Annotated in this window: 13 protein-coding genes; 4 read left to right on the forward strand and 9 right to left on the reverse strand. The window is 69.1% G+C overall.

The features are described from left to right. Positions 1-16: 16 nt before the first annotated feature. The gene (locus ACOZ4O_RS04535) at positions 17-1,849 is read right to left on the reverse strand and encodes a S9 family peptidase (RefSeq protein ID WP_424524125.1); all 1,833 of its coding nucleotides are present in this window, start codon (positions 1,847-1,849) and stop codon (positions 17-19) included. 91 nt (positions 1,850-1,940) lie between these two features. Between ACOZ4O_RS04535 and ACOZ4O_RS04540 the strand changes: the two genes are divergently transcribed. Then, on the forward strand, positions 1,941-2,993 hold the full coding sequence (locus ACOZ4O_RS04540) for a glycosyltransferase (protein ID WP_424524126.1): 1,053 nt from the start codon (positions 1,941-1,943) through the stop codon (positions 2,991-2,993). On the opposite strand, the gene ACOZ4O_RS04545 is transcribed toward ACOZ4O_RS04540, so the two are convergent. The 4 genes from ACOZ4O_RS04545 to purH form a co-directional block, all read right to left on the reverse strand. Continuing rightward, positions 2,984-3,607, reverse strand: a complete 624-nt coding sequence (locus ACOZ4O_RS04545; protein ID WP_424524127.1) for a class I SAM-dependent methyltransferase — start codon at positions 3,605-3,607, stop codon at positions 2,984-2,986. The genes ACOZ4O_RS04540 and ACOZ4O_RS04545 overlap by 10 nt on opposite strands. Next, the gene (gene folP, locus ACOZ4O_RS04550) at positions 3,600-5,999 is read right to left on the reverse strand and encodes a dihydropteroate synthase (protein ID WP_424524128.1); all 2,400 of its coding nucleotides are present in this window, start codon (positions 5,997-5,999) and stop codon (positions 3,600-3,602) included. Before folP ends, ACOZ4O_RS04545 begins: the two co-directional genes overlap by 8 nt. A 67-nt stretch (positions 6,000-6,066) precedes the next feature. Beyond that, positions 6,067-6,690 carry a hypothetical protein gene (locus ACOZ4O_RS04555; RefSeq protein WP_424524129.1) on the reverse strand — a complete coding sequence of 208 codons (624 nt, stop codon included), beginning with the start codon at positions 6,688-6,690 and terminating at the stop codon, positions 6,067-6,069. A gap of 74 nt (positions 6,691-6,764) precedes the next feature. After that, entirely contained in the window at positions 6,765-8,339 is a 1,575-nt protein-coding gene (purH, locus tag ACOZ4O_RS04560) for a bifunctional phosphoribosylaminoimidazolecarboxamide formyltransferase/IMP cyclohydrolase (RefSeq protein WP_424524130.1), read from the reverse strand. A 162-nt stretch (positions 8,340-8,501) separates the two neighbouring features. On the opposite strand from purH, the gene purB reads away from it, so the two are divergent. After that, positions 8,502-9,872, forward strand: coding sequence for an adenylosuccinate lyase (gene purB / locus ACOZ4O_RS04565; protein WP_424524131.1), 1,371 nt, complete (start codon positions 8,502-8,504; stop codon positions 9,870-9,872). Here the strand turns inward: purB and ACOZ4O_RS04570 are convergent. Continuing rightward, the gene (locus ACOZ4O_RS04570; RefSeq protein ID WP_424524132.1) at positions 9,839-10,357 is read right to left on the reverse strand and encodes a hypothetical protein; all 519 of its coding nucleotides are present in this window, start codon (positions 10,355-10,357) and stop codon (positions 9,839-9,841) included. The two genes, purB and ACOZ4O_RS04570, sit on opposite strands and share 34 nt — an antisense overlap. 107 nt (positions 10,358-10,464) lie before the next feature. Between ACOZ4O_RS04570 and ACOZ4O_RS04575 the strand changes: the two genes are divergently transcribed. Beyond that, positions 10,465-11,619, forward strand: a complete 1,155-nt coding sequence (locus ACOZ4O_RS04575) for an acyl-CoA dehydrogenase family protein (RefSeq protein ID WP_424524133.1) — start codon at positions 10,465-10,467, stop codon at positions 11,617-11,619. Here the strand turns inward: ACOZ4O_RS04575 and ACOZ4O_RS04580 are convergent. Beyond that, a complete protein-coding gene (locus ACOZ4O_RS04580; RefSeq protein WP_424524134.1) occupies positions 11,616-11,813 on the reverse strand; it encodes a helix-turn-helix transcriptional regulator in 198 nt (65 codons plus the stop codon). The two genes, ACOZ4O_RS04575 and ACOZ4O_RS04580, sit on opposite strands and share 4 nt — an antisense overlap. Next, the gene (locus ACOZ4O_RS04585; RefSeq protein ID WP_424524135.1) at positions 11,810-12,229 is read right to left on the reverse strand and encodes a DUF2178 domain-containing protein; all 420 of its coding nucleotides are present in this window, start codon (positions 12,227-12,229) and stop codon (positions 11,810-11,812) included. The genes ACOZ4O_RS04580 and ACOZ4O_RS04585 overlap by 4 nt, the downstream gene beginning before the upstream one ends. Before the next feature lie 99 nt (positions 12,230-12,328). On the opposite strand from ACOZ4O_RS04585, the gene ACOZ4O_RS04590 reads away from it, so the two are divergent. Further along, positions 12,329-13,804 (forward strand): SLC13 family permease, encoded by a 1,476-nt coding sequence (locus ACOZ4O_RS04590; RefSeq protein ID WP_424524136.1) that lies wholly within the window; start codon positions 12,329-12,331, stop codon positions 13,802-13,804. On the opposite strand, the gene ACOZ4O_RS04595 is transcribed toward ACOZ4O_RS04590, so the two are convergent. Continuing rightward, positions 13,801-14,325: a VIT1/CCC1 transporter family protein gene (locus tag ACOZ4O_RS04595; RefSeq protein WP_424524137.1), complete on the reverse strand. Its 525-nt coding sequence runs from the start codon at positions 14,323-14,325 to the stop codon at positions 13,801-13,803. The two genes, ACOZ4O_RS04590 and ACOZ4O_RS04595, sit on opposite strands and share 4 nt — an antisense overlap. Positions 14,326-14,341 lie beyond the last annotated feature (16 nt).

Below are 14,341 nucleotides of genomic sequence, written 5' to 3' on the forward strand. Positions count from 1 at the left end.
TACAAAAAGTATCGCCCTAGACGTGTTCGTCAAGGAACTCGACCGTCGTCCGGTAGGCGGTGATGCGGTTCTCGAGTTTGCTGAAGCCGTGGCCCTCGTCCTCGAACACGAGTTTCTCCACGGGGACGTGTTCCGCGGCTTCCTCCGCGACCTGTTCGGCTTCGCCGACGGGGACGCGGGGGTCGTTCGCGCCGTGCATGACGAGCAGGGGCGCGCGGATCGACGAGATGTTGTTGATGGGGCTGATGGACTCGAGGAACTCGCGGTCCTCGTCGAGGCTGCCGTACTCGGCTTCGCGATGTTCGCGCCGCCACTCCCCCGTGTTTTCGAGGAACGTGACGAAGTTCGCGATGCCGACCACGTCGACGCCGGCCGCCCAGAGGTCGGGGTACTCGGTGAGCGCGGCGAGCACCATGAACCCGCCGTAGGAGCCGCCGTACGCGACGATGCGGTCATCGTCCACGTCGCCGCGGTCGGTGAGCCAGTCGACGCCGGCGGCGATGTCCGCGACGGAATCCATCCGCTTTTCGACGTTGTCGAGGTTCATGTACTCAGCGCCGTACCCGGAGCTTCCGCGGACGTTCGGTTCGAAGACGGCGTAGCCGTTGTCCACGAAGTACTGGCGCAGCGAGAGGAAGTAGGGGCGGCGCTGGGCCTCGGGGCCGCCGTGGATGTCGACGATGACGGGGTGGGGGCCGGGGTCGTCGGGGAGCGTGAGGAACGCCGGGATTTCGAGGGCAACGGGGGACTCCGTCTCCCGGGCGGACGGGCTACGCCCGTCAACGCCGAAGCTCTCGAAGTGCACGAGGTCGGGCGTCGTGAAGGAGGATTTGGGGATGCCGGCGGTGGCGGCGTCCGTCCAGCGCGTGCTCTCGCCGGTCTCAGTGTCGAAGACGTGGACGTTCGTGTTCTCCGTCGGCGCGGAGACGGCGGCCGCGACCTCCTCGGCGTCGGGCCCGAAGCTCAGTCCCATCAGGACGCCGTTCGGGAGGGCGGGGCTCGCGTGTTCGGTCCAGTCCGCGAGGTCGTGGAGCGTGAGTTCGCTGTATCCGTCGACGTTCCGAACCGCCGCGAGCGTCCCCGAGTCGTGGTCGACGGCGAGAGATTCGACGTTCCAGCCGTCGCCGTCGACTCTGGTTTCGAGGGCGAGCGTGTCGAGGTCGAGTTCGGCGAGGTACTGGGTGTCCGCGCCGTGGTCGGTGGAGACGAGGAGCGACTCGCCGCTCGGATGCCAGGCGACGCTCCCGTACCGCACGTCGCCTTCGTGGGGCGTGACGTGCTCGTAGTCGCCGGTGTCGAGGTTGAGGACGTAGAGGTCGTGGTCGCGGTTCGAGTGCATCTCGTGGAGGACGAGCCGGTCGTCGTCGGGACTCCATCCGGCGACGCCCAGCCAGTCCATCCCGCGGCCGTCGAACACGAGTTCGGCGTCCTCGCCGGTCTCGTCGCGGCGCTGGACGTACGCGTCGAAGTCGGCTTCGACGCGCCGGTTCGCGGTGAACGCGAACTGCTCGCCGTCGTGACTCCAGCCGCCCCACTGGTGGATGCTCTCCGGGTCGTCCGTCAGCGCGACGTCCTCGCTGCCGTCCGCGCTCAGCCGGAAGAGCTGGGTCTTCTCGTTCCCGCCCTCGTCCATCCCGTACACGAGTTCCTCGCGGGTGGGCGAGTAGGAAGCGAAGGAGACGGACTCCTCGTGGAAGGAGAGCTGGTCCGGCCACGCCTCGGGTTCGTCGAGCTGCCACACCTGGTTCGTTCCCGTGGTGTCCATCAGGAACGCGAGTCGGCCGTTCGGGCCGAAGGAGGGGCCGCCGGCGCTCCGGATGTTGAGGTAGCGTTCGATGTCGTACGCCATACCCGTGGGTGCGAAGGAAACGGCAAAGCCGTTCGGGTGCCGGAACCCGAACCGTGAAACCTTTTATGCGCACCTCGAATCTCTCTCGTGTATGCGCGTGGCGTTCGTCGCGGACCACACCGTCCATCACGAGACCGTCCCGGAGTCCGCCGAACGCCTCGACCGCCTCGCCGGTCTGCTCACCGCGCGCGGCCACGACGTGTCCGTTCTCTGCAGTCAGTGGTGGGAGGGCGACGTGGACGAGTTCGAACACGACGATATCGAGTACGTCGCCGTCACCGACGACCCCGACGACTGGAAGTTCCCCGTCCGCGTTCCGGGCGCGCTCCACGAGGTCGACCCCGAAGTCGTGCACGCGTTCGGCGCGCCGTCCCACCTCGCGGCCGCGCGGGTCGGCGCGCTCGGCGACACCGCCTTCGTGAGCGACGTTTTCGACGCGCCCGAGCGCGGCGTGCTCGCCGACCGGTGCGTGCGGTTCGCGGCGGGCGGCGGCCCGGTCGTCGTCCCCGCGCGCACCGTCGCCACCGCGCTCCGGGAGGCCGGCGTCCCCGCCGACGCGCTCACGACGCTCGGGAACCCCATCGAGATGGAGCGAATTCGGGACACGTCGCCCGGCGACTGCGGGGACATCGTGTACTCGCGGCGCCTCGACGAGGACGCGAACCTCGAGAGTCTCCTGCTCGCGCTCGCGGAGTTCCGCGAGTACGACTGGGGCGCGACGGTAATCGGGGACGGCCCCGAGCGCGAGAACTACGAGCGCCAGGTCCGCGACCTCCGCATCGACGACCGCGTCGAGTTCGTCGGCGAGAAGAGCGTCACCGAACGCATCGCCCTGTTCAAGGACGCGCACGTCTACGTGCACACGGCCCGCCGGACGACGTTCGCGACCGACCTCCTGCGCGCGCTCGCCTGCGACTGCGTCGGCATCGTCGAGTACCACGCGCAGTCGAGCGCGCACGAACTCGTCGAGCAGGAACCTCGGGGGTTCCTCGCGACGAACGACGAGGAGATAACCGAACGTCTCGTCGAAGCGGCCGACATCCCGCGCGAGGACGTGTCCGAGCGGTTCGCCGACCACGACGAGTCCGCGTTCGCCGAGACCTACCTCGACTTCTACCGCGCGGGCGGCGCGGGCTACGACTGACGCAGGCGGAGGTGGCGGAAACTCCCGCCGAGCGAGTCCGCCACGTCCTCCTCAGAGACGATTTCGAGTCCGGCATCCCCCAGTAGTTCTCGCGTCGTTTCGAGGTCGGGCCAACTCCACGCCATCTCCACGTCCGCGTCCAGCCAGTCGTCGTTCGCGCCCGCCCACGCGTCGTGACCCGTGACGACGACGGCGTCGCCGCCGGGGCGGAGGACGCGCGCGAGTTCCGCGTAGAACGCGCCGTGCTCCGCGGCGGGCACGTGAATCACGGAGTACATCGCGGTGACGGCGTCGAACGAGTCAGCAGCGAACGGGAGACGCGTCATGTCGGCGCGCGCGACGCCGTCGGCTCGCGTTCGCGCCCGCTCGACCTGTTCGCGGGAGATGTCGATGCCGACGCCGGTCGCATCGGCGGGGAGCGATTCGAGGACGAGGTCGCCCGCGCCGCAGCCGGCGTCGAGCACGCGCCCGTTCTCGGGGAGGGCGGCTAGCAGTCGGGCGAGCAGGTCTGGGTCGTCCGTGCCGGCGGCCCGTTGGTCGGCGTACACGTCGGCGAGGCCGTCGTACCCCTCCATCACGCGCCGCCGGAGGTCGCCCGGGGCGTCGTCACTCATCGCTCTCACCTCGGCGGACGGCGTCGGCGACGCGGACGGCGGCGACGTTCTCGGCAGCGTCGTGGACGCGCACGAGGTCCGCGCCGCGGTCGGCCGCGAGTGCGGTGGCGGCGACGGTCGCATATCCACCCTCGTCCGGATAGCGGTCGACGCGACCGAACATCGACTTGTGGCTGTGGCCGACGAGAACGGGACAGCCGAGCGCGCGGAACTCCGCGGTTCGGTCGAGGAGTTCGAAGTTCTCGCCGACGGACTTCCCGAACCCGATGCCGGGGTCGACGATGATTTTCTCCCGTGGAAGCCCGGCTTTCTCCGCGAGCAGCACGCGTTCGCGGAGGTCGTCGAGCACGTCGTCCACCACGTCGTCGTAGGTGGCGGACGCGTCGGGGTCGACGGGCGCGTGCAGCGAGTGCATCACGACGAGGGGCGCACCGTACTCCGCGGCGACGAACCGCATCTCGGGGTCGCCGAGTCCCGTCACGTCGTTGAGGATGTCGGCGCCCGCCTCCAGCGCCGCGCGCGCGACTTCGGCCTTCATCGTGTCCACGCTCACGAGCGCGTCGAGGTCGCTGATGCGCTCGATAACGGGGACGATGCGGTCGATTTCCTCGGACGCAGGCACGGGGTCCGCACCGGGGCGCGTGGACTCGCCGCCCACGTCGATGACGTCCACGCCGGCCGCGACGAGGTCTTCCGCGCGTTCGACGGCGTCCGCGACGGCTTCGTACTCGCCGCCGTCGTGGAACGAATCGGGCGTGACGTTCAGGATGCCCATCACGGCGGTTCCGTCGTCCCACGGGTAGTCGGTGTCGGGCGTTCCGAGGGACTCGCGGAGGTCGTCGGCGACCGCGGGGAGTCCGTCGCCGGCGTCGTCGAGGCGCTCCGTGAGCGCGTCGAGGGTCGCGCGAGTGCCGGAGAGGACGACGTCGAGGTAGTTTCCGGGTTGGCTGCGGAGCGCGGACACCGAGCACGTCCCGCCGACGGCGGTCATCAGCGTCTCCACGCGCTCCGCTTGCCCCTCGCGGAGCCGGATGGTGCGGGTGACGGCGGTGTGCTCGTCCGGATTCCCGGTGGGGGCGTCGGCGGCGTCGAGCGCGCGGGTCGCGTCGTCGCGGTCGCGGACGACGCGGGGCGTGGCGGTGCGCGTCCAGCGCCGCCGCGCCTCCGCGACGGCGTACAGCGAGCCCGTGAGAAGCACGAGGTCCTCGGAGCCTGCGGCGTCGAGTCCGGTTTCGATGGCGGATTCGACGTTCTCGACGACCCGCACGTCGTCCGTGCGGTTCTCGAAGACGCGTGCGAGCACGTCGGCGTCCTCCGCGCGCGGCGTCGCGGGTTCGCAGGTGACGACGGTGGCGGGGTCGGGGAGCGCGTCCGCCATCCCCGCGTGGTCCTTGTCGTTCATCGCGCCGAGGACGAGCACGAGGTCGTCGTAGTCGTACTCGGCGAGCGTGTCCGCGAGCGCGTCGCACGCGCCGGGGTTGTGCGCGCCGTCGAGCACGGTGAGCGGCCCGTCGTCCATCATCTCGAAGCGGCCGGGCCAGTGCGCGCCCCGGATGCCGCGCGCGATGGTTTCGGGGTCGGCGTCCGCGAGCTGGCGCGCGAGCACCGCCGCGATGCCCGCGTTCTCGGCCTGATGCGCCCCTGGATGCGGGAGGCGCGCCGACACCGACCAGTCGGAGCCAGTGATATCGACCGCGGCCTCCGCGAGGCCGACCCGGCCGCCGTAGGAGACGGTCACGTCCTCGCCGACGACCACGACCTCGCCGGCCTGCTCGCGGACGGCGGCGAGCGCGTCGCCGGTGGCCGCGGTGACGAGCGGCCGGTCGGCGGGCGCGACGTGCGCCTTGTCCCGCGCGATTTCCGCCACGGTGTCCCCGAGCACGCTCTGGTGTTCGAGCGTCACGCTCGTCACCGCCGCCGCCGCGGGGTCGACGACGCTCGTCGCGTCGTACTTCCCGCCGATGCCGACTTCGAGCACCGCCACGTCCACGTCCTCGCGGCCGAAGTGCCAGAGCCCCATCGCGGTCACCGCCTCGAAGAACGTCGCCGGGTCGTCCGCGGCCGCGCGCTCCACGAGATGTGGCTTCGCGTCCGCGACGAACTCGGTGAGCGCCGATTTCGACAGCTTCCGGCCGTTCACGCGGACGCGCTCGCGAACGTCGTCGAAGTGCGGTGACGTGAACAGTCCCACGTCCAGGCCCGCTTCGCGGAGGACGGATTCGAGCATCCGCGCCGTGCTCCCCTTCCCGTTCGACCCCGCGACCTGGACGTACGCCGGTCCCTCGTGGGGACGGTCGAGCGCGTCCAGCAGGTCGGCCGTCGAGTCCGTGCCCGCGCGCGGCCGGTACCGCTGGAGGTCGAGCAGGAAGTCCGCAGCCTCGTCGTATCGCATACACCGAGAACTCAGCGGGCGGCCGCAAATGCGTGTCGAATCCGCGACCCGCGGTCGAACGAGAATGTCAAGATGTGAGGGAGGTGAGGATGCCGAGAAGCGCGCCGGCGACGACGACGAGGCCGGCGACGATGGTGACCGTGACACCGACTCCGGGCGAGACGGCGGCGACCGACACGTCGTTGCCGTGAACCTGGATAGTCCCCATGGTGTACGTGCTCGAAAGGGTGGATTGCACCACGACACTGACGTAGGTGATGCCAGCACCGCCGAGACCGGCGAGGAGCATAGTCAGCCATCCGAACCCTCGACCCCAGGTGGCTACCGACAGGAACGTCACGATTGCCGCGGCAGCGAGGAGGGGCGTGCCGAACGGCGTGGCGAGTGCGTCGACACTCTGCCCGCCCGTTCTCGCGGTCACCCAGGGGAGGAAGGCGCTGATACCAGCGAGGACGCCGCCACCGACGGCGAGGAGTTGCGTTCTCCGCCACCGCGAGGAGGACGACTGCGTCGCGGAAGCCGTGTCGGGGGGTGGCGTGGACTCGCGCCCGCCCGCCCCGTCGTGCTCCGTGTCGGTCTCGGCGGTGCGACCGTCGTCCTCGGACGGTTCCGCGAGCGGTTCGCCACACTGCGGGCAGTACTCACTGTTCTCCGGAGACGGTATCTCAGCCCCACATTCACGACAATACATAACACGACACACTGACAGGTCAAGGGGCAAATAAGTATTCCCGGCCGCTCGTCGCTGCCCGCTTCGCCGTAGCGTCAGTCGTGGCGGAACGCGCGGTTTCCGGTGAACACCATCGCGATATCGTGGTCGTTCGCGGCTTCGATGACGTCGTCATCGTTCACGCTGCCGCCGGGCTGAATCACCGCTTCGATGCCGGCGTCGGCGGCTTCCTCGATGCCGTCGGGGAACGGAAAGAAGGCGTCGGACGCCATCACCGCGCCGTCGGCGGACTTGCCTTCGGCGTGTTCGTCGGCCTTCATCGCGGCGAGTCGGACGGCGTCGACGCGGGAAACCTGTCCCATGCCGATGCCGACGGTTTCGGTACCCTGCGCGAACAGGATGGCGTTCGACTTCACGTGCTTGATAGTCTGCCACGCGAACAGCATCGACTCGACCTGCGCATCAGTTGGTTCTCGGTCGGTGACGACCTCCAGGTCGTCGGCGGTGAGGGACTGGCGGTCGCGTTCCTGGACGAGGCGGCCGCCCGTCAGGGGTTTCTCGGTGAAGCGCTCGCTGTACCCGTCGAGACTCCCGACGTCGAGCACGCGGAGGTTCTTCTTGTCCGTGAGCACGTCGAGCGCGGCGTCGGTGTAGCCGGGCGCGACGACGACTTCCTTGAAGGAGTCGATTAATTGTTCGGCGGTGTCGGCGTCGCACTCGCGGTTGAGCGCGACGATACCGCCGAAGGCGCTCATCGAGTCGGTGGAGAGCGCGTCCGCGTACGCGTCGCTGAGTGTGTCGGCGGTCGCGCAGCCAGCAGGATTCGTGTGCTTGATGACGGCGGCGGCCGGGTCGTCGAACTCCTTGATGAGGTCGAGCGCGCCGTCCGCGTCGTTGTAGTTGTTGTAGGAGAGAGCCTTCGCGCCCTCGTTCAACTGGGGTGCGCCGACGACACTGGCTTCGGATGTCGTGCGGTCGCGGTAGACGGCGGCGTCCTGGTGGGGGTTCTCGCCGTACCGGAGTTCGCTGTAGCGGTCGTCGGAGACGAGGCGGCGGACGGGGAAGTCGCCGGACGCGTCCGCGGGCACGCTCACGTCGCCGTCCTCGACGGTGAGGTCGCCGTCGTGGAACCACTGGACTGCGCGCGGGTACGCCTCGAACTCGGCGTCGTGGAGCACGCGCTCCTTGAGGGCTTGCGCGTCGTCGTCGTCGAACACGGGCACGGGTTCCTGGGTGACGATGGGGCCACCGTCCACGTCCTCGGTGACGACGTGCACGGTGCAGCCGGTGACGCGAACGCCCGCGTCCACCACCTGCTGGTGGGCGTTCATCCCGTCGAACGCGGGGAGGAGACTCGGGTGGACGTTCAGCGTCAGCGGCGCGTCGTCGAGGAACGTGTCAGTGAGCACCCGCATGTAGCCGTCGAGGCAGACGAGGTCGACGTCGTAGTCGGCGAGCGCGTCGAGCACGCGTTCCTCGTGGGATTCGCGGGACTCGCCCTCCTCGCGTTCGACGACTTCTGTCGGGCTGCCGCGTTCCGCGGCGGCGTCCAGAACGGGCGCGTCGGCGTGGTTCGTGAGGACGACGCCGAGCGACACGTCGTCGAGCGTGTCGGCGATATTCCGGAGGTTGCGGCCGCGGTTCCCGGCGAGACCGGCAATGGTGGTCATGCGTGAGTCCGGGCGCGCGCGCCGCAAAGTAATTGCGGTTCCACGTCGCGAGGTATGCAGGGATGCGGATAGAAACGCCGGCTCTTCGACCGTTCTGGGAGTGTTGTATGCACTCTCGTGCGGTTTCGACACGCCTTTGACGGGCGGGCGTCACCCTCCGCCATGAACCCGCTGTACGCCGTGAGTCCGCTCGACGGCCGCTACGCCGGTCGAACCCGCCCGCTCGCCGAGCACGCGAGCGAAGCCGCGTTGATGCGCGCCCGCGTCGAAGTCGAAGTCGAGTACCTGCTCGCGCTCGCCGACCTGGACGCGGTGCCGCTGTCGTTCACGGACGACGAGGTGGCGGCGCTCCGCGACCGCTACGACGCGTTCGACGAGTCGGACGCCGAACTCATCAAACAGATCGAGACGGAGGGCTACGGCGAGTATTCCGCGACGAACCACGACGTGAAGGCCGTGGAGTACTTCGTCCGCGAGGGCGCGCCGGAGCGCTCGCACTCCTGGATTCACTTCGGCCTGACGAGCGAGGACGTGAACAACCTCGCGTACCGCCTGCTCGTCCAGCCCGCCGTCGAGGACGTGCTGGTGCCCGAACTCCGCGCCGTCCGGGACGAACTCGTGGCGATGGCGCACGAGCACGCGGACGTGCCGATGCTCGCGCGGACGCACGGCCAGCCCGCGACGCCGACGACGTTCGGGAAGGAGATGGCGGTGTACGCCAGCCGACTGGGTCGCGCGCTCGGCCGCGTCCACGACGCCGTCGAAGGACTAGAAGGGAAGCTAGCGGGCGCGTCCGGAACGTACGCCGCGCACCGCGCCGCCTACCCCGACGTGGACTGGCGCGCGTTCAGCCGCGAGTTCGTGCACGAACTCGGCCTCCGGCACGCGAGCCACGTCACCCAGGTGAACCCGAGCGACGACCTCGCCGAACTGTTCGACGCGCTCGGCGGCGTGAACGACGTGTTCCTCGACCTCGACCGCGACGCCTGGCGCTACGTCTCCGATAAATACCTCGGGCAGGACGCCGCGACGGGCGAGACGGGGAGTTCGACGATGCCGCACAAGGTCAACCCCATCGACTTCGAGAACAGCGAGGGCAACCTCTCGAAGGCGAACTCGGACCTCGACTTCCTCGGGGACTACCTGACGAAGAGCCGCCTCCAGCGCGACCTCTCCGACTCCACGGTGAAGCGCAACATCGGAAGCGCGTTCGCACACTGCCTCATCGGCTACCTGAAACTCGGAGACGGCCTCAAAACGGTGGCACCGAACCCCGAAGTAATGCGCGGGGAATTGGACGACACCCCGGAAGTCATCGGGGAAGCCGTGCAGACCATCCTCCGCCGGGAGGGACACAGCGACGCCTACGAGCGCGTGAAGGCGCTGACGCGCGGCCGGCGAGTGACCATTGAGGACTTCCACGAGCTGTTCCGCGACCTCGACGTGTCCGAGTCCGTGCAGGAGGAACTGCTCGCGCTCACGCCCGCGTCGTACACGGGCTACGGTGCTGAGCTGGCGCGAGACGTGGAGTAGCGCGCCGCGGCGACGGCCACGACAGCGGGGCCAAATAGTACGAAAAGGGAGAACGCGGTCCAGCCGACGAGAGCGGTGGTTCCGGTGGCGAAGGTGAGGTTGTACCGGGCGAACCCGCCGGGTGCGATGAAGACGAGCGCTGCCGCGTACAGGGAGGGCGGCCAGCCGAGTGCGGCGTACGGCGCGCCGTTCCGGACGCCGCCGACGCGTTCCGCGAGCGTGCTGGCGAGGACAAGTGGGACGGCCGCGCCGGCGGCGAATACGAGGAGGCAGACGAGGAGTACGACGAGTCCGGCGGATATGCCGGCCATGACGCCTGCCGCGACGGCGACGACCGCGGCGAGGCCGAGAACGCCCGTGAGCAGGTGGTAGAGCGCGCCGCGCACGCCCCCGAGGTACTCGCGGAGCCGGAAGGCCGCAAGGACGACGGGGCCGGAGAGCGCGACGAGCGCCGCGCCAGCGAGCAGGAGGAACGTACCGAACATGGCGTCCGGTACGCGCGAGGGGGCCGTGAATCCTCCGAGGAATGAACTCCGTGCCCGTTTCCGGTAGTTCCGGAGCGACTAAGCCCGCGTGTGGGAAGAACTGACGTATGGATTTCGAGCTATCCGACGAGCAGGAGGCGATTCGGGAGGAAGTCCGGCGGTTCGCCGAGAACGAAATCGCGCCGGTCGCCACCGAGTACGACGTGGAGGAGAAGTACCCCCACGACGTCATGGAGAAGGCCGCGGAGATGGGATTGACGGGCTCCAGCATCCCCATCGAGTACGGCGGCGCGGGCTACACGCCGCTCGAAAACGCCATCATCATCGAGGAACTGTTCAGTTACGACCCGGGTATCGCGCTCTCCATCACGAGCGCGGCGTTCGGCGCGGACACCATCCGCGAGTTCGGGACTGACGAACAGAAGGAGAAGTACCTCACTCCGATCGCGGAGGGCGACGCGGTCATGGGCACCGCCATCAGCGAACCGGACACGGGCAGCGACGTGTCCGCCGTCTCCACGCGCGCCGAGAAGGACGGCGACGAGTACGTCCTGAACGGGAACAAGATGTGGATCACGAACGGTTCCGTGGGCGATTACTTCGTCGTGATGTGCAAGACGGACCCCGACGCGGACGACCGGTACTCGGGCTTCAGCCAGATTATCGTGGAGTCCGACCGCGACGGCTTCAGTTCGGAGAAAATCACGGGCAAACTCGGCATTCGCGCGAGCGACACCGCGGAACTCATCTTCGACGACGTGCGCGTCCCCGAGGAGAACCTCGTGGGCACGGAAGGCATGGGGTTCCTGCAGTTGATGCAGTTCTTCGACGAGACGCGGACAATGGTCGCCGCGCAGGCAGTCGGCATCGCGAAGGGCGCGTGCGAGCGAGCGCTCGACTACGCCCAAGAGCGCGAGCAGTTCGGGAAGTCCATCGGCGAGTTCCAGGCCATCCAGCACAAGCTCTCCGAGATGCACACGAAGACCGAGGCCGCGCGCAATCTCACGTACAAGTCCGCGTGGAGCGTGGACAACGCGGACGACCAGCTCACCGCGCTCGCGTCGATGGCGAAGGAGTTCGCGTCGAAGACCGCCGTCGAGTGCGCGGACGAAGCCGTCCAGATTCACGGCGGCGCGGGCTACGTCAACGACTTCGACGTGGAACGGCTCTACCGTGACGCGAAAATCACCCAGATTTACGAGGGGACGACTGAGATTCAGAAGAACATCATCGCGCGCGAACTGATGGGGAAGGGCTTCTAGTCCGCGTCGGGCGCGAAGACGTCCTCTATTCTGCAGTCGAAGTGGTCGGCGAGCGCGAACGCGAGTTCGAGCGAGGGGTCGTAGCGGTCGCGTTCGATGGCGTTGATGGTCTGTCGGGTGACGCCGACGGCGTCGGCGAGGTCAGACTGACTGAGGCCTGCTTCCTGTCGTCGTTCGGGGAGGTCGTTCTTCATCGGCGGTGTTTGACGATTCCGAGGGAGACCCCGTAGAGCAGGAAGAGCGCGGACGCGGCCCAGATGGCGCCCCAGACGGTTCCGGTGAGTTCGACGTGCCCGCTCTCGTCGAGGACGTAGAGCGCGGGGATGACGGTGAGCCCGACCATCATGGTGAGCCCCATCGTCAGGCCGCTCGCGCGGTTGTGGAGGGCGTTGTCGCGTTCGTCCTGCAGGGGCGCGTCGCTCAGTTTCGGCGCGAGGACGGCGATACTACCGCCGACCCAGCAGCCGAGCAGGTAGACGACGGTTCCGGCTAGCTGCTGGCCGACCAGCATGCCCGCGAACAGCCCGACGATACCGGTTCCGACGATTGCGTAGACGATTCGTTCGTACGTGCGACGGGTGAGTCCCGTCGTGTTCTGGGACACCGACATAGTGTAAAGCCTCCTTTACAGTAAAGCGTACTTTACACTCGGGTTTAGTTCTTTCCCCGGCCGCGGGGTTTTTCTCGATATCGGGAGACGGGAGACGTGATGGAACGGCGGAACGCGCTCACCGTCGCGGGCGCGCTGGCGCTCACGGCGCTGGTGGCGTTCGGACTGTCCGCGGAGGGCCTGTCCACGACCGGCCGGTACGCGCTCGCGACCGCCGTGTTCGCGGCGGTGCTCTGGGTGACGGGCGCGCTCCCGCTGTCCGTGACCGCGCTCTGCGTGCCGATACTCCTCACCGCGCTCGGCGTGTCGTCGATGGAGGGAGCGCTCTCCGGCTTCGCGGACCCAATCGTCTTCCTCTTCCTCGGGACGTTCGTACTCGCGAGCGCGCTCCGCGACCACGGCATCGACCGCGTCGTCGCGTTCGCGCTCCTCCGCCGAATCGGCTCCACTCCCCGGCGAACGGTGTTCGGCGTGATGCTGGCGACCGCGGTGCTGTCGATGGTCATCTCGAACACGGCGACGGCGGCGCTGATGGCGCCCGTCGCGCTCGGCATCGTCGAGTCCACGGACGGCGGCCGGAACTTCCGGGTGGCGATGCTGCTCGGCGTCGCGTACGCGGCGTCGGTCGGTGGCGTGGCGACGCTCATCGGCACGCCCCCGAACGCCATCGTCGTCGGCCAACTCGACGACCTCCTCGACGTGACCGTCTCCTTCGCGGACTGGCTGCTCGTCGGCGTGCCGCTCGCCGCGGTGAGCCTCCCGGTCGTCTGGGCCGCCCTCGTCGCGCTCTTCCCGCCCGACCTCGACGCGGACGCACTCGCGGCGACCGACCACCCCGACGTTCCTCCGCTCGACGCCGACGGCCGCCGCGTCGCCGCCGTGTTCGCGCTGGTCGCCGGCCTCTGGGTCGTCGGCGGCCTCGGCTTCCTCGTCGCGGACTTCCTCCCCGCGGGCTGGCACGTCACGCTGTTCGGCGGCGCGGACGACTCCGCGCTCGGCACGCTCGGCCACCAGGGCGTGCTCTACTACGCGCTCGTCGGGCTGCTCGCCGTCCCTCTCCTCGTGCTCGCCGGCGTCGCCGACGAGGACACCGTCAGCGACATCGACTGGCCGACGCTCCTCCTGTTCGGCGGCGGCATCAGCCTCGCGGACGCGCTCGGGGAGACCGGCGCGACCGAGTGGCTCGCCGGCGCGCTGTTCGGCGACCTCGCCCTGCCCTCCATCGTCCTCCTGCTCGCGGTCGTCGCGCTCGTCACCGTCGCGCTCTCCGAACTCGCCTCGAACACCGCGACCGTGGCCGTGATGGCGCCCATGCTCGTCGGCGTCGGCCTCGCCGTCGGCCCCGCGTTCGGGATGACCGGCGCGGAGGCCGCGACGTACCTCGCGGTCGGGAGCGCCGCCGCCGCGAGCTTCGGGTTCGCGCTCCCCGTCGCCACCCCACCGAACGCCATCGTCTACGGCACCGGCGCGGTCACCCGCGGAGAGATGTTGCGCGCCGGCGTCCTCCTCGACCTCGCGCTCGTCCCGATTCTCACCGCCGTGCTCACCGCGGTCTTCGCGGTCGTCGCGTTCTAGGCGACGCCGCGCAGGAGTTCCCCGACAGCGAACGCGACGCTCGCCGCGAGCATCCCGACCGCGAACACCTCCAGTCCGGTCAGGTACCAGCGCCGGTCGGTGACGAGCGCGCGCGACGCTCCCACCGCGAAGAACGCGACTGCGGTGAGCGCGACCGACACCGGGAACGACCCCGCGAACCCGAACAGGTAGGGGAGGAGCGGGGCGGTTCCGGCGACGACGAACGCGGCGAACGTCGCGAGCGCCGTCCGCGTCGGCGACTTCGTCCCGGTCGTGTGGCTGCCGAGTGTGCGCTCGTAGTCGCGTTCGGCGCGCTCGCTCAGGAAGTTACTCATCCCCATCGAGAAGCCGTCCACGAGGAGGTTCGCGACGCCGAGCACGACCACGATACCGGGGTCGAGCGCGGCGCCGGTGACGCCCGCGACCACGGCGAACGTCGTGACGATGCCGTCGTTCGCGCCGTACACGAACTCGGGCAGGTACGACCCCACGTCGTTCACGTCGTCGAAGGCGTCGAGCATACGCGAGAATCAGACG

Source organism: Salarchaeum japonicum (assembly GCF_049705945.1).
GTDB lineage: Archaea > Halobacteriota > Halobacteria > Halobacteriales > Halobacteriaceae > Salarchaeum > Salarchaeum japonicum_A.